The organism is Clavibacter michiganensis, assembly GCF_016907085.1.
GTDB lineage: Bacteria > Actinomycetota > Actinomycetes > Actinomycetales > Microbacteriaceae > Clavibacter > Clavibacter michiganensis_O.
Genome location: NZ_JAFBBJ010000001.1, coordinates 2,320,657 through 2,338,910, shown reverse-complemented (window position 1 = coordinate 2,338,910; position 18,254 = coordinate 2,320,657). Strand labels below are relative to the sequence as shown.

The following is an 18,254-nucleotide window of genomic DNA, read 5'->3' as shown; positions in this document are numbered from 1 at the left end:
TTCTCGTTTGCGAGGCGTGTGTCAACACGCGTTTACACTGGGCGTAGGACGCGCTACGGTTGCGTCGAGGATGTGAGACATGAGCTACGAGACCCAGACAACGAGTAGGGCACTCCCCAAGCTCCCGCTCTCCGACGAGGACGAGCTGCAGCGCCCGGAACGGGGCGGGGCGGCGACTCGCCGCGCGTTGGTGGGGGCAGCTCGACGGAGGTTCGCGACCGACGGCTACCGAGCTACGACGGTCCGTCAGATCGCCGGGGACGCCGGGGTCAACGTGGCCCTGATCAATCGGTACTTCGAGTCCAAGGAAGGCCTGTTCGAGGCCTGCATGCTGTGCACTTTCGATGAACTCGAGATATATGCATCGCCACGTGCAGCCGACCTGGATGGCCTGATCGACCGGCTCATCACGCACGTCGCGAACACGCCGGATGAAGACGATCCGCTTCAACTCCTGTTGCTGCTGCGCTCCTCGGGAGATGAGAACGCCGACCGCATCCGCCGCAGGACCCTCGAGCACTTCACTCAGAGCATCGCCAGGGCCGCGGGCTGGAGCGACGACGATGCCCGCACCGCCTCGATACTCCTCCGGGCACAGCTCACCATCGCGACGATGACGGGAGTGGTGATGCTCCGTACCTCCGCAGCGGTACAGCCCGTCGCCACCGCCACCGCAGAGGAGCTCTCCGGCCCGCTCGCGCGAATGTTCCGGACGCTGCTCACGGAGCACGACGTCTAGTCGGATCGGCCTGACCTTCGTCGAGCAATGCATGCGGGGTGTCTTGCAACCAGCTCGTCTCCCCACCCGAGGGTTGCCGAAGGCAGTACGCGGCCACGGAGGCGACTCCGGGGTCCGAGGACGAGGAGAGGGGGACATCGCGGCGCGCGTGTTCAGCAGGGGGGGATGACGAACCCGCCACCCTCACGGCCGCGGCACGCTTTCACCGCGTACTACGCGGACGCGACGCCGCTGGTCAACGACGCGCGGAGCGCAACGACGTCGAGGGCCTAGACGATGGGTCCGGCGTAGAGGAAGACGCTCTGAAGCGGACACCGCTGGCAGGCAGCGCATGACCAAGATGCTTCGATCGTCGTGAGCGTGGCAGAGCGCCCCGCGCCGAGGCCGGGGCATCGCATGCGCCGGGAGCGTCTGCCGCTTAGGCTGTCTTCCAAATGAGGGGACCGGGGGCGCTGGTGATGGCCGGGCGGGGGACGCGCGTCGTGCGCGGCCTCGTCACGGCTGCCTTCGCGATCCTCGTCGCGATGCTGTCGCACATGGCCGGGGGCGGACACGCGCCGGGAGCTGTGGGCCTGGTGCTCGCTGCGGCGCTCGCGGTGCCGACGTGCGTCCTTCTCGCGGGGCGCACCGTCTCGACCACTCGCCTGTCCCTCGCCGTGACGGGGAGCCAGGGCATCCTGCATCTGCTCTTCTCCGTCGGCGTCCCGACGTCGACGACCATGCAGGTCATCGGCGGCCATCACGGTATGGGCGGTCACGTGGTGACCGACGGCTCGGCGTCGGCCGACATGGTGGGCATGGGTGCGATGCACGCAGGATCCTCGATGTGGATCGCTCACCTCGGTGCCGCGATCGTGACGATCGTCGCCATGCGGTTGGGCGAGCGTGCCTTCTGGGACGTGCTCGCGCTCGCGCGCACGAGCTTCGCAGTGGTGTTCTGCGCCGTCGCGTTCCTGGTCGCCCCTCGCGCGGAGGTGCGTCACCGGGTAGCCCACGTCGTCCGAGTCGAACTCCGCGACCTCGGCGTCTTCGTCGCAGCGTCCCCGCTCCGCGGGCCTCCGACCGCGGCCTGACCCGACTCTCCTGTCCCGTGCGCTGCCGCGCGCTCGGGCATTTCCCGGCACATCTTCCCGTGCCGTGCTCTTGCCGCGTCCCCTGACGCGGCCACGCGCCGTCCGCGCTCTCGACGAGCCGGCCGGAACCGTCGAGCCGTCCTCCACGGCGCCCATCTCAGGACCCCTTTCATGCCCTTGCGCACTCCCCTGCCCTCCGCCGACCACACGATCGGAGTAGACGACCCCGTCCTCGAACTACGGACCACGGACGTCCACGTCGGCGACGCCCTCCCGTGAGCTCACGCACCGAGCGGACCACCGACAAGCAGCCGGCCCAGCCGGCCCGCGACCACCGCCGGCCCGTCGGGCTCGCCGTGCTGCTCGTGATCACCGGCGTCCTCGGCTGGGCGGGCTCCTTCGTCCTGGTGCTCGAGCGCATGTCGCTGCTCGAGCACCCCGGGCGTGCCCTCTCGTGCGACATCAATCCGTTGGTGTCCTGCGCCACGGTGATGCAGTCCCCGCAGGCCTCGTTGCTCGGGTTTCCGAACCCGCTCATCGGCGTCGCCGCCTTCATCGCGCCGATCGTCGTCGGAATGGGGCTGCTCGCGGGAGCGAGGTACGCGCGCTGGCATTGGACCGTCTTCACCGCGGGGCTGTCCATGGGGTGGGTGTTCATCACGTGGCTGTTCACCCAGACCGTCTTCGTCATCGGCGCCCTCTGCCCGTACTGCCTCCTCGTGTGGATGGCGATGATCCCGCTCTGGTGGACCACCTCCATCCACGCTCTCCGGTACAGCCAAATCCCCGCGCCCGCCGCGGTGCGACGCATGGCGACGGCGATCGCCCCGTTCACGTGGGCGGTGGTGGTGCTGAACTACGCGGTCATCGTGATCGCGATCATCACCGAGTTCCCCGCCCTGATCCCCTCCCTCCTTCCCTGACCGACTCCCGACAGGAGCACCAGACCATGAGCAAGAAGACCACCGCCGACCGCGACCGCACACGCGAGATCCGCGAGAAGGCCAACGCCCAGCGCCGCCTCGAGGAGACGAGGCGCAAGCGCCGGCGCCTGTTCGCGCAGCTCGGCGTCGGCGCCGCCGTCGTCGTCCTGGTCGCCGGCATCTGGGGCGGCGCGAGCCTGCTCCGCGACCAGGCAGCCGCCGGCAGCGTGCCCCCCACCGCGGACGCCGACGTCGAGCTCGCCAGCGGCGGCCAGGCGCAGGTGACCGCCGAAGCGGACGCCGTGTCCGTGGGCGCTGCCGACGCCCCGGTGACGCTGGACATCTACGAGGACTACTCCTGCCCCCATTGCCAGGAGTACGAGGCCACCACCGGCGACCTCCTCGACCGGCTCGCCGGATCCGGGCAGGTGCGGGTCGTCTACCACCCCATCCAGATCGTGACCAACTACGGCAGCACCGCCGGCAGCACCGCCGCGTGCGTCCTCCAACACGACCCGTCCGCCTGGCCCGACGTGCACTCCGCCCTGTTCGCGAACCACTCGGCCGCCACCGACTCGTGGACGGGCGCTGACTTCTCCTCGTGGCTGACCTCTCGAGGCGTCACGGACCCGGAAGCCATCACCTGCACCGAGAAGGGCGCCTTCACCAGTTGGATCGGCTCCAACACCGACGTGGCGGCCGCCGCAGGCGTCACGGGTACGCCGACCCTCATGATCGGCGGCCAGAAGACCGCGACCGTGAGCGGCCAGGGTCTCGTCGACGCGCTCACCGCAGCAGGTGCCTCCCTGCCGTCCGGGATCGCCGCCGGATGAGCGGCCTCGCCCGCCGCGTCCTCACGGCCACCACGACGACCGCGACGCTTCTGATCCTCGCGACCGCCTGCTCCGCGAGCACCTCGGCCCCCGTGCCCGTCCCCGGCGGCGCGTCCGGGGGCTCGTCGAGCGAATCGTCCGTAGGGGCGTCTTCGGCCGGGTATCCCGTGACGCTGACGAACTGCGGCCGCGAGCTCACCATCGATGCTGAACCGCAGCGGGTGGTGAGCCTCTGGCAGTCCACCACGGAGGCGCTCCTCGCCCTCGGCCTGCGGGACCGGATCGTGGCGGTGCAGGAGGCCTACGCCCCCTACCCCGACTCCGTCGCCCAGGACGCGGCCGCGCTGCCGACGATCGGCGGCCAGACGGGCTTCCCCTCCAAGGAGGTCCTGCTGAGCGAGATGCCCGACTTCGTCACCGGGCAGGTCCTCGACGGGTACGCCTTCGATGCCTCGCGGGGATACGCGACCGTCGAGCAGCTCGAGCAGTCCGGCGCGACCGTGTACGGGGCCAACCTCTGCACGTCCGCGGATGCGCAGAGCACCGACACATGGAACATCGAGTCCGCCCTCACCACGTTGCGGGACTACGGGATCGTGTTCGGCGTTTCCGCGAAGGCGGACGAGGTCATCGGAACGCTCCGCGACGACGAGCAGAAGGTCATCGACGCCGTGGAGGGAGCGCCGACGGTCAGGACGGCTTTCTTCAACGGCGGGACCGGCCCGCTGAACGTCCTCGCGGGCGGGCTCCACGACGATCTGATCCGAACCGCGGGCGGCGAGGACGTCTTCCCGGCCGGCTCGGTCTACGTCAGCAAAGAGGAGTTCGCCGCATCCGACGCGGACGTCATCCTGGTCGGCACGTACCCCGGCCAGGACTTCGCCACGCAGAAGGAGTTCCTGGAGCAGACCTTCCCCGACCTCCCTGCGGTGAGGAGCGGCCGGATCAGCGAGGTCCCGACGCAGGAGGCCGACTCGTCGATCTCCGTCATGGTCGGGCTCACCAGGATCGCGAACGCACTCCACCCGGACCTGGATCTCCCGGTGCCGAGCTCGTGACCATGACGATCGCTCCCCCGCGGCCGGCCCGACGGGTCGTGCGACGCCCGCACATCACGCTCGGGCTCCTCCTCGTCGCCTGCGTGATCGCCGTGATCCTCTCGGTCGCCGTCGGCAGCGTGGGGATCCCGCCCGGTCGGGTGGTCGACGTCATCGGCGCCCACCTGCTGCCCGGGGGCGGCGAGAGGGGCACCGCGTTGGATGACCGGATCGTGTGGGAGTTCCGTCTGCCGCGAGCCCTGCTCGGCTTCGTCGTCGGCGCCGCTCTCGCGGTCGCCGGCGCCGTGCTGCAGGCCGTCGTCCGCAACCCGCTGGCGGACCCGTTCGTGTTCGGGGTCTCCTCGGGTGCGTCGGTGGCCGCTGTAGCAGCGCTCACCCTCACCACCGGCCTGTTCGCCGCGGTGTCGACCCCGGTCGCGGCGTTCATCGGGGCGTTCGCGACGACGGTCCTGGTGTTCGTGCTCGCACAGCAAGGAGGGCGGGTGACCCCGAACCGGCTGGTGCTCGCCGGTGTCGCGATGTCTTACCTGCTCAGCTCGATCACGAGCTACCTCGTCCTTCGCTCCTCCGGCCCCGGTCAGGGCGTCGGGCAGGTCCTGTCCTGGCTGTCCGGGAGCCTCGCCGCCGCGACCTGGGGCGACCTCGGGGTGCCGGCGCTCGTGCTGCTGCTCGCGACCGCTCTCCTGGTGCTGCTCGCACCCGTGCTGAACGCGTTCCTCACCGGGGACGAGACCGCGGCGAGCCTCGGCGTGGACGTCGGGCGGGTGCGGCTGGGGCTGTTCCTCATCACATCGCTGCTCGTCGGTGTCGTGGTCGCCGTCAGCGGATCCATCGGGTTCGTCGGCCTCGTAGTCCCGCACGCCGTGCGGATGGTCATCGGCTCGGATCACCGGTGGGTGCTGCCCGCGTCGGCTCTCGCCGGCGGGCTGCTCCTGGTGGTCGTGGACATCGCCGCCCGGGTGGTCCTCGCCCCGACGGAGGTCCCGGTCGGCCTGCTCACCGCCGTCGTCGGCGCCCCCTTCTTCCTGTGGCTGCTGCGCCGGTCGGGGAGAAGGGGACGGTGAGCGCCGGAGACGGCGCATCTCTGCGCATCACGGGCGTCACCGTCGAGATCGCGGGCCACCGCATCATCGATCAGGTGACGTTGGGCGCGCACGCGAACGTCGTCGGTCTCGTCGGACCCAATGGCAGCGGCAAGTCCACGCTGCTGCGGACGGTGTACCGCATGCTCCGCCCCGCCGACGGGCAGGTCATCGCGGGCGACCAGGACGTCTGGACGATGCCCGCGCGCGACGCCGCCCGGATGATCGCCGCCGTCGTCCAGGACAGCCCCGCGGATCTCGAGCTCACCGTCGCCGAGTGCGTGGCCACGGGACGGATCCCGCACGGGCGCATCCTCGGCACGGATCACGATGCGGACCGGCGGGCCGTGGAGCGGGCCATGGTCCGGGCGAGGGTGGCGGAGCTCGCTGACCGCGACGTCAGCACCCTCTCAGGTGGCGAGCGGCAGCGTGTGCAGCTCGCCCGGGCGCTCGCGCAGGAGCCGCGGATCCTGATCCTCGACGAGCCCACCAACCACCTCGACGTCCGCCACCAGCTCCAGCTGCTCGCCCTCGTCCGGGAGCTCGGGATCACCACCCTCGTCACGCTGCACGAGCTGAACCTCGCGGCCTCCTACTGCGACGAGATCGTGATGCTCGAGCACGGCCGCGTCGTCGCTGCCGGTTCCCCCGAGGCCGTCTTCACTCCACCGCTGCTCCGCCAGGTGTTCGGCGTGCGCTCCGCCGCGATCACGAACCCCCTCACCGGGCGCCTGCAGCTCGTCTACGCCGACAGCTGAGACGTCAGCTGCCGCCCGCCATCGACCAGCACCACGTCAGAAGGAACAGGAGAACCACCACATGCACGATGAGCACGACACCGTCCTCGGCGCCGCCGCGTCCCACGCAGGCTCAGCCCCGCTCGACGCCGCCCGCAGCACCCTTCTCACCGCCCCCGACGGGGACCCTGCCAAGCGGGCGGCCATCGACCGGTCGATCGCCGCTCATCGGACCCTGGAGTCGCTCCCCGGGCTCCGCTTCGCGACGGATGCGACGATCCTGATCGTCCTGCACCCGGGATTCGAACTCCTCGACGCGGTCGGACCCTTCCACTTCCTCGCGGCGACCGGCGCCGCCGTGCACTTCACCACCACAGGGAGCCTCGGCGAGCCGGTACCCAGCGGCAGCGGCGTCTCCCTCACTCCCACGGCGACCCTCGCGGACGCGGTGGAGGGGCCGGAGGTGATCCTCGTCCCAGGCGGCGACACCGGGATCCTCCTCCGCGACACCCGTGCCATGGGCCACCTCCGCCGCCTCGGCGAGACAGCCACGTACGTCACCAGCGTCTGCTCCGGATCCATCGCCCTCGCCGCGGCCGGGCTGCTGGACGGGCGTCATGCCACCTCGCACTGGTCCGTCCGGCACCTGCTGCCCGGATACGGGGCCATCGAGGTCGATGAGCGCGTGGTTGAAGACGGCAACCGGCTCACCGCCGCCGGTGTCACGGCGGGCATGGACCTGGCGATCCGGCTCGTCGCGTACCTCTGCGGCGAGCAGCTCGCCCGATTCGCCGAGCTGGGCGCCGAATACGCGCCCGAGCCGCCCTTCGGCACCGGCACGCCGGACGCGGCCGGAGCGGCCCTCACCACCTTGTCCCGGGACTTCCTGGCGCCTCTCGTGGAGGAACTCCGTGCCCCTTCCCGTTGAGCGATCGAGGCCCTCGATGCCGTCCGCGTCGACGACGGATCTCCGTGGCGCGTCCATCGGGCGACGCCGCGCGGTGCTGGCCGCCGCCGTGGCTGCCGGGATGATCCCCGTGGCCATCGTCGTGACGACGGTGCTGCTGCTGGGCGACAGCGGGTACTCCGCGATCGGCCGCGGCGACCCGGGCATGACGACCTCGATGACCAGCGCCATGCTGCGGCTGGTGGCCGTCGTCGCCGGCGCCCTGTGCCTCGGGGCCCTCACGGTGGCCCTCTTCGTGGTCCCACGGGCGGGTCGGGATCGGATGCGCGTGCACTCCGGGGTCGACCTGAGGCTGGTGCGGTGGAGCGCAGGCGCGTGGTCGGCGGCGGCGGCGGCTCTCGCCGTCGTGGATGCAGCGGACGCCAACGGCGTGCCGCTGTCGCGCGCGATGGAGCCGGGTGCGCTCGCGTACCTGGCGCAGGCGTCGTACCTGCCCGCCGCGTGGATCGTCACGGCGCTGCTCGCCCTGGTGGTCTTCTGCGCAGCGCATCTGGTCGACGCCTGGACCTCGACGCTGGCGCTGGCGGGCATCTGCGTCGTCGCCATCCTCGCACCGGTGCTGGTCGGGCAGGTGCTCGTCGGCCCTGACCACGACTTCGGAGGGGACGCGGCGATCTTCGCCGATCCCGCGATGTCCGCGTGGCTGGGTGCCACGGTGACCGTGCTGGTGCGATGGCGCTCGACGTCGATGCGCTCCCCCCTGGCACAGAGCCGGTTCGTGGGGCTGAGCCTGGTGTGCGCCGGGATCGCGACGGCGGGTCAGCTGGTCATCGCTGCGTTCGAGCTCGCCGGCGGATCGCCGTTCGCGTCCACGACGGGCGTGCTGTTCCTGGTCCGGTTCGCTCTCCTCGCTGTCCTCGGAGTCCTGGGGACCGTGGCATGCCGGCGGCGCGGCTCGTCCACCGAGTTCGGCCGCCCGCTCGTCGCGGCCGGTGCCGCCCTCCTGCTCGTGTCCGCGGGCGTCTCCGTGGCGATGCTGCGGATCCCGCCGCCGCAGTACTTCGTGCCGACGTCGATCATGGAGCTGTTCCTGGGGTTCGACGTCACCCCGGCACCGACGTTGGCGGTGCTGGTCGGAGCGTGGCGCGTGAACATCCTCTTCGCGGTGCTGGCCGCTGTCGCGGTCGTGTCCTACCTGGTCGGCGTCCGGCGGTTGCGTCGCCGCGGGGACGCGTGGCCGCGAGGACGCACCGTGGTGTGGGTCCTGGGGTGGGTGGTCGTGTTCGTGACGACCTCGTCCGGTCTCGGGAAGTACTCCAGCGTGTCCTTCAGCCTGCACATGCTGCTCCACATGAGCCTGAACATGCTCGGCCCCCTGCTCCTCGTGATGGCCGCCCCCGTGACGCTGGCCTTGCGTGCGATACCACCGCGGCGACGCGGAGAACCGGCGGCGGCGCACGAGTGGATCACCGGGTTGTTGAACTGGTCGGTGACGCGCACCCTCCTCAACCCGCTGTGGGTGTTCGTCTCCTTCGTCGGCAGCTACTACCTGATCTACCTGACGCCGATCTTCCAGGAGGCGATGCGGTACCACTGGTCGCATCAGCTGATGAACCTGCACTTCCTCATCGGCGGCTACCTGTTCTACAGCCTGGTCATCGGTGCGGATCATCCGCCCCGCCCGCTGCCGCACATCGGGAAGCTGGGGCTGGTGCTGGCCGCCATGCCGTTCCACGCCTTCTTCGGGGTGATCATCATGACCTCCACGACCGTGATCGCCGAGACCTTCTACGCCTACGTCGACGCCCCGTGGATGACGGACCTCGCCGGGGACCAGTACCTCGGCGGAGGCATCGCCTGGTCGGCCGGGGAGCTACCGCTGATCGTGGTCGTGATCGCCCTCGTCACCCAGTGGGCACGCCAGGACGCGAGATCGGCCGCCCGCACCGACCGGCACCTCGACAGCGGTCTCGACGACAGCTTCGACGCCTACAACGAGATGCTCACGCGGTTGAGCGACCGCACCCCCATCGTCCTCACCGGGGCGACGCCGACGAAGGAGGAGGACCGATGACCACCATCGACGACCGGAGGTCGACCCTCGAGGACCAGATCGAACTCGACATCGGGGGCATGACCTGCTCGGCGTGCGCGAACAGGGTCGAGCGCCGGCTCAACAAGCTCGACGGGGTCACCGCGTCGGTCAACTACGCCACGGAGCGGGCCCTCGTCACCGGCCTGCCTGTGCATCAGACCCAGCGCGCCATCGACGTGGTCACCCGGGCCGGGTACACCGCGGCCATCCGCAGCGGTGAGGACGACACCTGGTCGGCCCGGGCGACCGAGGTGCGCATCACCTCGCTGCGTCGACGGTTGGCCGTGGCCGCGCTGCTGACGATCCCGCTGTGCGACCTCACCATCCTCCTGGCCCTGGTCCCCGGTTTCCGCTTCGACGGATGGCAGGCGGTCTGCGTCCTCCTGGCGCTGCCGATCGTCACCTGGGCGGCATGGCCCTTCCACCGCGCGACCCTCCGTGGGCTCCGCCAAGGCACCGCGTCGATGGACACGCTCGTCTCGCTGGGCAGCGTCGTCTCGTTCGGGTGGGCCGTGTGGACCCTGGTGTTCGCACCGAGCGACACGCCCGGCTACTGGCTGGGATTCGGGGTGACCCCCGCCGGTGCCGACTCGATCTACCTCGATGTGGCAGCGGGCATGGTCACCTTCCAGCTCGGCGGACGCTACTTCGAGACGCGGGCCCGACGGCGGGCCGGTGACGTGCTGAACGCGATCGGCGACCTCGCCGTCCGTCAAGCGCGCCTCATGCAGCCCGACGGCACGGAGACGGTCGTGTCGGCGAGCACCCTGTGCGTGGGCGACCGCATGGTCGTCCTGCCCGGGGAGAGGATCCCCGCCGACGGGGACGTCGTGTCGGGCCGCTCCGCGGTGGACACCAGCGCCATGACCGGGGAGTCCGTCCCGGCGGAGGTCGACCCCGATGATGCCGTGATCGGCGGGACCACCAACATCTCCGGACGCCTCGTCGTACGGGTGACGGCCGTCGGCACGCGCACCCGTCTGGCTCAGATGGCGGCCCTCACGGACGACGCCCAACGGCGCAAGGCGAAGGCGCAAGCCGTCGCCGACGCCATCTCCGCGGTCTTCGTCCCCTGCGTGATCGTGCTCGCCACGATCGTGACCGCCCTCTGGCTGCTCGTCGGCGCCGAGGCGGCCACCGCCGTGGGCAACGGCATCGCGGTGCTCATCATCGCCTGCCCCTGCGCCCTGGGCCTGGCCACCCCGACCGCGTTGATGGTGGGCATCGGGCGAGGCGGGCAGCTCGGCATCCTGATCAAGGGGCAGGACGCCCTGGAGGCCAGCGGGGTCATCGACACGGTGGTGTTCGACAAGACGGGCACGTTGACGACCGGGAACATGCAGGTGTCCGAGGTCATCCCCCTCGCAGGCAGGTCCCTCCCCGAGGTGATGCGCCTCGCTGGTGCGCTTGAGACGGGATCCGAGCATCCCATCGGGCGCGCGGTCGTCGCCCACGCCCGCACCATCGTGTCCGAGCTGCCGCCGGTGGAGGACTTCCGCGCGCTGGTCGGCACCGGTGCCGCCGGCACCGTCGGCGGGAGCTCCTGCATCATCGGCAACGAGCGCCTCCTCGCCGAGCAGGGCATCGACGGGGATGGGGATGCCAGGATCGCTCGCGACCGGGTGCTGCGGTCGGGGGGCACGGTCGTGACCCTGATCGTGGACGGCGCCCCTGCCGCGATCATCGTCGTCTCCGACAGCGTGCGCCCCTCCGCGGTCCCCGCGGTCGCGGCTTTGAAGGAGCTCGGGCTGACGACGGTCCTGCTGACCGGCGACCGGGACCTCGTCGCCCACGACATCGGGCGTCTGGTGGGTGTGGATCGCGTGGTGTCCGGTGTGCTGCCGGCAGACAAGGCCGGCGTGATCGAGTCGCTCCAGGCCGAGGGCCACCGCGTGGCGATGGTCGGGGATGGGATCAACGACTCCGCCGCGCTCGCGACCGCGCAGCTCGGGATGGCGATGGTGCAGGGGTCGGACATCGCCATGAAGGCCGCGGACATCATCCTGGTTCGGGAGGACCTGCGGGTGGTAGTGGATGCCGTGCAGCTGTCCCGCCGCACGCTGCGCACGATCCGGGGGAACCTGATCTGGGCGTTCGGGTACAACGTGGCCGCGATCCCGCTCGCCGCGTTCGGTTTCCTGAATCCGCTCATCGCGGCAGCCGCCATGGCGCTGTCGTCGGTGCTCGTGATCTCCAACAGCCTGCGCCTGCGGAACTTCGCAGGGGATCGGACGCGGACGGGCGGGTGAATCGAGGAACCCCGAGCATGAGCTCGTCGCGACAGGGGATGCGGACGGATCAGGCTCCCCACCGCGCCGGGCGAGAGCGAGCGGGTTCTGAGCCGTCAGAACGACGTCATCCTCACGCAGCTGGTTCCGGGGACCCGGGACTCGATGCGAGCGTCGCGGGAGCCGCGCACGGAGCGGTCGATCCGCTCTCTAGGACAGATGGCCCGGACGTCGAGCGCCGAGGATCAGGTCGATCCTCCGGTGCGTTCGGGTCGGTTGCCCAGACGACGAGGACGAGCATCCGCATGGCCTTGTCGACATGCTCGTCGACGTCCGGAACCGCAGGATGGGAGCCGATCGCCGCCACCACGGGTCCGCGGGAGATGGACTACCGCGGGCCGTCGTGGAGGGCGCGCTCGATCCGCTGACGCGTCCTGCTCTCGACCGGCACCGCTCCGCCGCGCGGCGTCATCGGCCCGAGCGCGCGGCGCGGGAGGACATCGGGCCGGAACCCGCCCAGGAGGAGGTGATCGATCCAGAAGTGCGCGAGGGTCGCACCACGAGCCCAGAGCGGGAGCAGCACGATGGACAGGAGCATCGTCACCGCACCCAGCACGATCACGGGGATCCAGGTGCTCGGCGGGGTGAGGCCGACATCCACGATGTAGGCATCGACTCGATCGCCGCGCTCGAGCACGGCCATGGTGCCGAGAACCGGGAGGACGAAGCCGACGGCGAGGAGGGCGCCGGCGCCGAGGGTGACCATGGACACCAGCGGGTAGACGACGAGCGCGTGCAGCAGGTGCAGCCAGTGATGCCGATCGGCGACTGCGGAGAGCACCCGCATGGCGCGGTTCCGCGTCCACCGTGGCGTCCAGTCGACCGGGTGGATCGGTCGGGGCTCGGCCCATCCGATGCGCTTCCGCTCCACGGCACCGAAGGCCCATGCCGCGAACAGGGCCGCGAATAGGGCGACGGCCATGGTGGGGCGGGAGAGGGTCCACGGGTGCGCCACCAGGTACGGGTAGGCCGCGGTCGGGAGGGCGTAGTAGAAGGTGCCGAACAGTGCCGCCGTTGGGATCAGGTATCCGAGATCCCGGGGCAGTCGCCGCCAGGCGCCCGCGTAGAAGGAGCGGCGGCGAGGGTCTCGGGGCGAGGTGCCGTCGTCTGCGTCGGCACCCCCGTTCGCCTTCGCTGCGGGAGCGTCGCGGCCGCCGGATTCGTCGATGGGAAGCAGCTCCCCGAGTGACAGGAGGGTCGGATCGGTCTCAGTGGTGGGCGGAGTCGTGTTCATGCTCCAAGCCTCGTGCGGCGGGGGCGCGCGCCACATCCTGCCAGCTCCCGGATCTGGGGGGTGGTAAACCCCCGGGACCCGGCGGGTCGACCGCGTGGACATTGCCGGGCCGGATCGGGACCGGCAAGACGATTCCTCCGTCTCGCAGCGGCGAGGATGAGGGGAAGGACTCTTTCTCGACATGATCGGCTTGATGATCCGCGGGGGACGGGATCTCCGCAGGCCGACGCGGAGGTCGCCTCGCCGTATCCCGGTCTCCCGGCGACCCTCTCCGCGATCGAGAGCCTCGCCCTGCCCGTGGTCGACGTGCACCTGGAGGGCTGAGCGGTTCCGCACTCCGTCGACGGGCTTGGTGACGACCTCGCGCCGCAGGGCGTGCGTGATGCCGACGTGACGGTGGCACCGGCGACCCGCATCCCTGCGGCATCCGCATGACGGACCTCGCTGACGCCGTGACGGCAGTCGCCGAGATCGTGCGTGGCCGCCGAGATGGCGGGCCGGGTTCGCCGAGATGATCGTGGCGGGGCGGCGTGCGGGACGGGGCAGCCTGCTGCACGACGGAGACACGACCAGCCCCGACGATGTGTCTGGCAGTCGGCGAGCTCGGCGCCGTGCACGGTGCGGAGTCGATGCGGCTCCTGCTCGACGAGCGGGTCGCGCGCGGGCTCTACGGGTCCAGCTACGTCGCGACCGGCGCTCACCGCGCATCCGCTCCGGGTGCTGCCCGACGGCGGCGTGTCCGTAGCGACGCCACAACGTCCTTCGGCACGGACCCCCGGGAGGAGCGTCGGCAGGCGCGACACCATCGGGCTCAGGCGGACCGGCCTGCGAGCGGTCGCCGCATGGGCATCGCGGCCGGCTTCGCCTCGGCCGAGGTGAAGGGGCGGCCTCGTGACGAGCTGGAGGGGCGGCCGTGTACCGTGCGCCGGGCGGGCGGGCGCACCTGGCATCCCGTCCCGCTCGGCGTCAGTACCGGATCGCGTCGATCACGGACACCCGTACCGCGACGAGCGCCGGCAGCAGGCCGGCGATCGCGCCGACCGCGAGCGAGACCCCGAGGCCGAGGAACGCCGCGGAGAGCGGGAACGGCGGGAACTCCGTGACGCCCGAGGCGACGTAGGAGAGGATCACCGGGTTCTTCACGATGGCGACGGCGACGACGACGCCGATTACGCCAGCGGCGACGGTGGCCACGATGCTCTCCATCATGACGGCGAAGAAGATCCGCCCCGCGCTCGCGCCGAAGCTGCGGCGGACGCCGATCTCGCGGATCCGCTGCTTCACGGTGACGAGCGAGATGTTCACGAGGCCGAGCGCGCCGAGCAGCATCACCAGCCCTGCGACGGCGCCGACGAGGATCCTCAGCGACTCCAGCGGGTCGGAGGAGAAGACGCCGCGGTCATGCCTGCCCACCTGCACCTGGACGCCGTCGGGGACCGCCGCCGCCATGTCGGACTGGATGGCCGTCGCGAGCCCGCTGGCCGCCTGCTCGGGGACCCAGAACTCCATCTGCGGGAGCATGGCGTCCAGCGTCGGCGTGCTCAGGAGCCGCGTGGCGGTGGAGGGCAGCACGTACATCGACGGCTCCTCGGAGGCGTCCTGGTCGGGGATGACCCCCACGACGACAGCGGTGCGCTCGCCCTGGTCGCTGCGGAGCACGACGGTCGGGTGGGTGGCGATGTCCGGTGAGCCGAGGTCGTCGAGGAAGGCCTGGTTGACCACCAGGGTGGGCGCGAGGAGGGAGGCGTCCTGGTCGTCGAACCAGCGGCCCTTCGTCACGTCGATGCGGTGCATCTGCCCGTAGGCGACGTCCGCGACGGTCGCCTGCACGTCCGAGGTGCCCTGCGGGAACTCGACGGATACGTCCGAGTAGCCGACCGTCGTCGCCCATGTGATGCCGAACCGGCCGGACACCTGGCCGAGGATCGCACGCTGGTCGGCGTAGGACGTGACCGCGCCGGTGTCGGACTTCATCGTCACGGAGAGCGTCGCCGGTCGACCGCTCGAGCGCTCCATCTGCTCCGTCTGCGCCTGCTGCACGACTGCGCCGAGGCCCACCACCGAGGTGATCGCCGCGACCGCGACGGCGACCCCGACGAGGGAGAGGAGGACTCGGGTGCGGTGGATCCGGAGCTCGGTCCAGGCCTCGACGACGGCGCCGACGAGTCCGGTGCCCATGCGCTGGAATGAGGCGTTCATGCGTGGGCTCCGCGGGTGAGGGCCTCGGCCGGCGCGAGCACGCCCATCTCGAGGCGGTGGTGCCGGTCCGCGCGGGCCGCGACGGTCGGGTCGTGCGTGATCGTGACCAGTGCGGCGCCGGACGCGTGCGCGACCTGGGCCAGCAGGGTCATCACGGTGACGCCGGTCTCGATGTCGAGGGCGCCGGTGGGCTCGTCGGCGAGGATCAGGCGGGGCGAGCGCACGAGAGCGCGGGCGATGGCGACGCGCTGCTGCTCGCCGCCGGACATCGTCTCGGGCATGGAGTCGATGCGATGGCCGAGGCCCACGCGCTCGAGCATGTCCGCCGCGATCGACGCCCGCCGCCAGAAGGTGCGACCGGTCGAGTAGAGCAGCGGCGTCATCACGTTCTCGCGGGCCGTGCGGCCCTGCAGCAGGTTGAACTGCTGGAAGATGAACCCGATGTCGCCCCCGCGGGCCCGGTCGCGCCGCGATCCGGACACGTGGGCCATGGGTACGTCGTCGAGGTAGACCTCGCCCGTGGTCGGGGTGTCGAGCAGGCCGAGGATGTTCAGCAGGGTCGACTTCCCGGATCCGGACCGGCCGACGATGGAGACGTGGTCGCCGACGGAGACGTCGAGGTCGACGCCGTGCAGGATCGTGAGCGGCTCGTCGTCGGCCCGGTGGACCGTGCGGGTGACCTGCTCGAGGCGGATGAGGCTCATTCGGTGTCTCCTCCCGTCTTCCTCGTGTCGTCCTTCGCCTTGGGGGCGCCGGGGACGAACTCGAGGACCTTGTCGCCCTCGTCGAGGCCGGAGGTGATCTGGATGACCTTGCCGTCGCTGATGCCGAGGCCGACGGCGCGCTCCACGGGGGCGCCGGTGCCCGACGCCACCCAGACGTTGCCGGTGTCGACGAGGCCCTGGACCGCGGTGGTCGGGAGCGTCAGCACGTCGGCCGCCTGGCCCGCGGGGATAGTGATCTCGGCGGCGAGGCCCGGGAAGACCCGGACGCCAGAAGGGATGACGCACCATGCCTCGGTCCCGGAGGAGGCGGCGCCGCTGCCAACCGTGGAGCCCGCGGTGCCGCCCGTGGTCCCGGTGCTGACCGCGGCGGCCTGCTGGCCGATCCGGAGATCGGTGCAGTCGAACGGCGCGGGGCCGGAGGTGATGGCGACCTTCGCGGCGGTCGGCTGCGAGACGAGCCGGTACTGCTCCTCCGCGGTCAGCGGGGCGACGGCGCGGAAGGTGGTCGGGGAGACCTGGCCGACGACGTCGCCGACGGCGACCTCCTGGCCGACCAGCACGCCGAGCGAGGAGAGGGTCCCCGCGGCGGGCGCGGTCACGGTCTGCGTGACGACCTTCGGCTTCGACTGCGTGACGGTCCCGTCGGCGGCGACCACCGGGTCCACCGACGTCTCCTGGCGGATGACGAGGATCGGGTCGCCGGCCTTCACCGTCGCGCCCTCTCCGGCGACGAGCTTCGTGACCTTGCCCTGCAGCGTGGCCTTGACGGGCACGTCGGGATCCGGCTGGATGGCGCCTGTGACGGTGACGTCGTTGACGACCGTGCCGATCTTCGCGGCCACCTGCGACTCGACGACCGAGCCCGTCGGGGTCTCCGCGGTCTCCTCCGTCGCCTGGCCGATGAAGGCCATGCGGACGAGCGCGACCGCGATCGCGGCCAGCACCACCAGCCTCGTCATCGGGAAGATCCACTTGCGCCAGACGCTCACTATCGCTCCTTCTCCGGCGGTCCCTCGTGGCTCGTCCGGTCGCTTACGACGCTACGAAGGGGGTGCTCGCGCGGGATCGGTCGAACGGCCAGGACCGCGAGACGAACGGCCACTCCCCCTGCGCCGTCGCTCGAAGCGCGAAGGGCGAGACTCGTCAGGCGACCCGGGCGGAACGGTCCAGCCGCGTGAGGATGCGCTGGGCGGGGATCTCGATGCCGTGGTGCAGGACGAGCGCGAGTGCCAGGGCCGCGCAGAACGCGGAGACCATCAGCGCGGTGGCGGCCGGCCAGGGCAGGAGGGGATGCCCGCCCGGCCACGGCGACGAGATGGAGGCCATCACCAGCACGTGCACGAGGTAGAACGCGAAGGACGCGCGGCCGAGTGCCTGCCAGGCCGGACCGGCGAGGAACGTGCGCCCTCCCCCGGCATCCATCGCCGCCAGCGACGCGATGAGGATCGCGAAGGCGAGGGCTCCGATCGCGTGCACGATCTGGAGGCGGTCGTCCGGCTGGTCGGGCAGCAGCCCGACGGAGTAGCCGAGGACCGCCAGCGGGACGGCGATGCGAGGGCGCGGTGGTCGCCACTGGTGCTGTCGCAGGAGCAAGGCGGCCGTCATCCCGATGACGAACTCGGGTAGGCGCAGCAGCGGCGTCGCCGACGCGGACATGGGCACCGGCGAAGCGGCGGCGAGGGAGGGGGCGAACAGCATCACGGCGAAGGCCAGGGCGCTCACGACGGCGAAGGTGGGAGCGGTGCGGCCGGAGAGCAGGCGGATCAGGAGCGGGAACAAGAGGTAGAAGAAGGCCTCGCAGACCAGCGACCAGCTGACCGGGTTGCCCGCCTGCCACCAGACCGGGTTCCATGCGCTCACCAGCAGGAGGTTCGCGCCGAGGGGCGCGGCGCCGTGGGTGCGGATGCCGGGCACGAACGTCGCCGCGGTGACGAGCGCGAGCGCCAGCGCGACGAGGTGCAGCGGGTAGACCCGGGCCAGGCGCCGGACGTAGAACGAGCCGACGCGCTGGTGCGGGCGGCTCCCCCAGGCCAGCACGAAGCCGGACAGGATGAAGAACACGGTCACGCCGGCGGTCCCCCCGAAGAAGACCGTCATCCACGGCAGGGACCACGGGTCGGCGAAGTAGCTGACGACGAGGACGTGGTACAGGAAGATCATCATCGCCGTCACCCACCTGAGCCCCGTCAGCGACGGGAGGTCGGGCGCGCGGACGAGGGCGGATGACGGGAGGGGGCGAGCTGATCCGAGGCGCAGGGGGAGCATCCTCCGAGGCTCACGGCGAGGTCCGCGGCGCGGATCGGTCGATCGGCCAGGACCGCGAGCCGGATGGCCACTCCTTCGTCCTGGCGTAGGTGCGCC

15 protein-coding genes are annotated in these 18,254 nt (G+C 71.2%); 10 read left to right on the top strand and 5 right to left on the bottom strand.

Features of this window, described 5'->3' with window-relative positions; genetic code table 11:
* Positions 1-79: 79 nt before the first annotated feature.
* The 10 genes from JOE38_RS10960 (at position 80) to JOE38_RS10915 (ending at position 11,696) form a co-directional block, all read left to right on the top strand.
* A complete protein-coding gene (locus JOE38_RS10960) occupies positions 80-739 on the top strand; it encodes a TetR/AcrR family transcriptional regulator (RefSeq protein ID WP_204576305.1) in 660 nt (219 codons plus the stop codon).
* Positions 740-1,221: 482 nt separating this feature from the next.
* Positions 1,222-1,812 carry a hypothetical protein gene (locus JOE38_RS10955; protein ID WP_204576304.1) on the top strand — a complete coding sequence of 197 codons (591 nt, stop codon included), beginning with the start codon at positions 1,222-1,224 and terminating at the stop codon, positions 1,810-1,812.
* A gap of 275 nt (positions 1,813-2,087) precedes the next feature.
* Positions 2,088-2,735 (top strand): vitamin K epoxide reductase family protein, encoded by a 648-nt coding sequence (locus tag JOE38_RS10950; protein ID WP_204576303.1) that lies wholly within the window; start codon positions 2,088-2,090, stop codon positions 2,733-2,735.
* Between the two features lie 26 nt (positions 2,736-2,761).
* Positions 2,762-3,568, top strand: coding sequence for a DsbA family protein (locus JOE38_RS10945; RefSeq protein ID WP_194683858.1), 807 nt, complete (start codon positions 2,762-2,764; stop codon positions 3,566-3,568).
* Positions 3,565-4,626, top strand: a complete 1,062-nt coding sequence (locus tag JOE38_RS10940; RefSeq protein ID WP_204576302.1) for an ABC transporter substrate-binding protein — start codon at positions 3,565-3,567, stop codon at positions 4,624-4,626. Before JOE38_RS10945 ends, JOE38_RS10940 begins: the two co-directional genes overlap by 4 nt.
* Positions 4,627-4,628: 2 nt before the next feature.
* The gene (locus JOE38_RS10935) at positions 4,629-5,690 is read left to right on the top strand and encodes a FecCD family ABC transporter permease (RefSeq protein WP_194683860.1); all 1,062 of its coding nucleotides are present in this window, start codon (positions 4,629-4,631) and stop codon (positions 5,688-5,690) included.
* Positions 5,687-6,466 carry an ABC transporter ATP-binding protein gene (locus tag JOE38_RS10930; protein WP_307838861.1) on the top strand — a complete coding sequence of 260 codons (780 nt, stop codon included), beginning with the start codon at positions 5,687-5,689 and terminating at the stop codon, positions 6,464-6,466. The genes JOE38_RS10935 and JOE38_RS10930 overlap by 4 nt, the downstream gene beginning before the upstream one ends.
* A 61-nt stretch (positions 6,467-6,527) precedes the next feature.
* Entirely contained in the window at positions 6,528-7,373 is an 846-nt protein-coding gene (locus tag JOE38_RS10925) for a DJ-1/PfpI family protein (RefSeq protein WP_204576301.1), read from the top strand.
* Positions 7,374-7,482: 109 nt separating this feature from the next.
* Positions 7,483-9,426 (top strand): cytochrome c oxidase assembly protein, encoded by a 1,944-nt coding sequence (locus tag JOE38_RS16040; protein WP_204576300.1) that lies wholly within the window; start codon positions 7,483-7,485, stop codon positions 9,424-9,426.
* A complete protein-coding gene (locus JOE38_RS10915) occupies positions 9,423-11,696 on the top strand; it encodes a heavy metal translocating P-type ATPase (protein WP_204576299.1) in 2,274 nt (757 codons plus the stop codon). Before JOE38_RS16040 ends, JOE38_RS10915 begins: the two co-directional genes overlap by 4 nt.
* Before the next feature lie 367 nt (positions 11,697-12,063).
* Here JOE38_RS10915 and JOE38_RS10910 read toward each other — a convergent pair whose 3' ends face one another.
* From JOE38_RS10910 to JOE38_RS10890, 5 genes are all read right to left on the bottom strand, one after another.
* Positions 12,064-12,969, bottom strand: a complete 906-nt coding sequence (locus JOE38_RS10910; RefSeq protein ID WP_204576298.1) for a hypothetical protein — start codon at positions 12,967-12,969, stop codon at positions 12,064-12,066.
* Between the two features lie 966 nt (positions 12,970-13,935).
* Positions 13,936-15,168: an ABC transporter permease gene (locus JOE38_RS10905; protein WP_204576297.1), complete on the bottom strand. Its 1,233-nt coding sequence runs from the start codon at positions 15,166-15,168 to the stop codon at positions 13,936-13,938.
* Positions 15,165-15,872, bottom strand: a complete 708-nt coding sequence (locus JOE38_RS10900; protein ID WP_204576296.1) for an ABC transporter ATP-binding protein — start codon at positions 15,870-15,872, stop codon at positions 15,165-15,167. The genes JOE38_RS10905 and JOE38_RS10900 overlap by 4 nt, the downstream gene beginning before the upstream one ends.
* Positions 15,869-16,882: an efflux RND transporter periplasmic adaptor subunit gene (locus JOE38_RS10895; protein WP_204576295.1), complete on the bottom strand. Its 1,014-nt coding sequence runs from the start codon at positions 16,880-16,882 to the stop codon at positions 15,869-15,871. The genes JOE38_RS10900 and JOE38_RS10895 overlap by 4 nt, the downstream gene beginning before the upstream one ends.
* 154 nt (positions 16,883-17,036) lie before the next feature.
* Entirely contained in the window at positions 17,037-18,158 is a 1,122-nt protein-coding gene (locus JOE38_RS10890) for an acyltransferase family protein (protein ID WP_204576294.1), read from the bottom strand.
* Between the last annotated feature and the right edge of the window lie 96 nt (positions 18,159-18,254).

Excerpts from the sequence above, each read along its gene's own strand:
- JOE38_RS10910 (WP_204576298.1), bottom strand. The coding sequence starts at position 12,969 with ATGAACACGACTCCGCCCACCACTGAGACCGATCCGACCCTCCTGTCA.
- JOE38_RS10905 (WP_204576297.1), bottom strand. The coding sequence starts at position 15,168 with ATGAACGCCTCATTCCAGCGCATGGGCACCGGACTCGTCGGCGCCGTC.
- JOE38_RS10900 (WP_204576296.1), bottom strand. The coding sequence starts at position 15,872 with ATGAGCCTCATCCGCCTCGAGCAGGTCACCCGCACGGTCCACCGGGCC.
- JOE38_RS10960 (WP_204576305.1), top strand. The coding sequence starts at position 80 with ATGAGCTACGAGACCCAGACAACGAGTAGGGCACTCCCCAAGCTCCCG.
- JOE38_RS10890 (WP_204576294.1), bottom strand. The coding sequence starts at position 18,158 with ATGCTCCCCCTGCGCCTCGGATCAGCTCGCCCCCTCCCGTCATCCGCC.
- JOE38_RS10925 (WP_204576301.1), top strand. The coding sequence starts at position 6,528 with ATGCACGATGAGCACGACACCGTCCTCGGCGCCGCCGCGTCCCACGCA.
- JOE38_RS10935 (WP_194683860.1), top strand. The coding sequence starts at position 4,629 with ATGACGATCGCTCCCCCGCGGCCGGCCCGACGGGTCGTGCGACGCCCG.
- JOE38_RS10940 (WP_204576302.1), top strand. The coding sequence starts at position 3,565 with ATGAGCGGCCTCGCCCGCCGCGTCCTCACGGCCACCACGACGACCGCG.
- JOE38_RS10915 (WP_204576299.1), top strand. The coding sequence starts at position 9,423 with ATGACCACCATCGACGACCGGAGGTCGACCCTCGAGGACCAGATCGAA.
- JOE38_RS10945 (WP_194683858.1), top strand. The coding sequence starts at position 2,762 with ATGAGCAAGAAGACCACCGCCGACCGCGACCGCACACGCGAGATCCGC.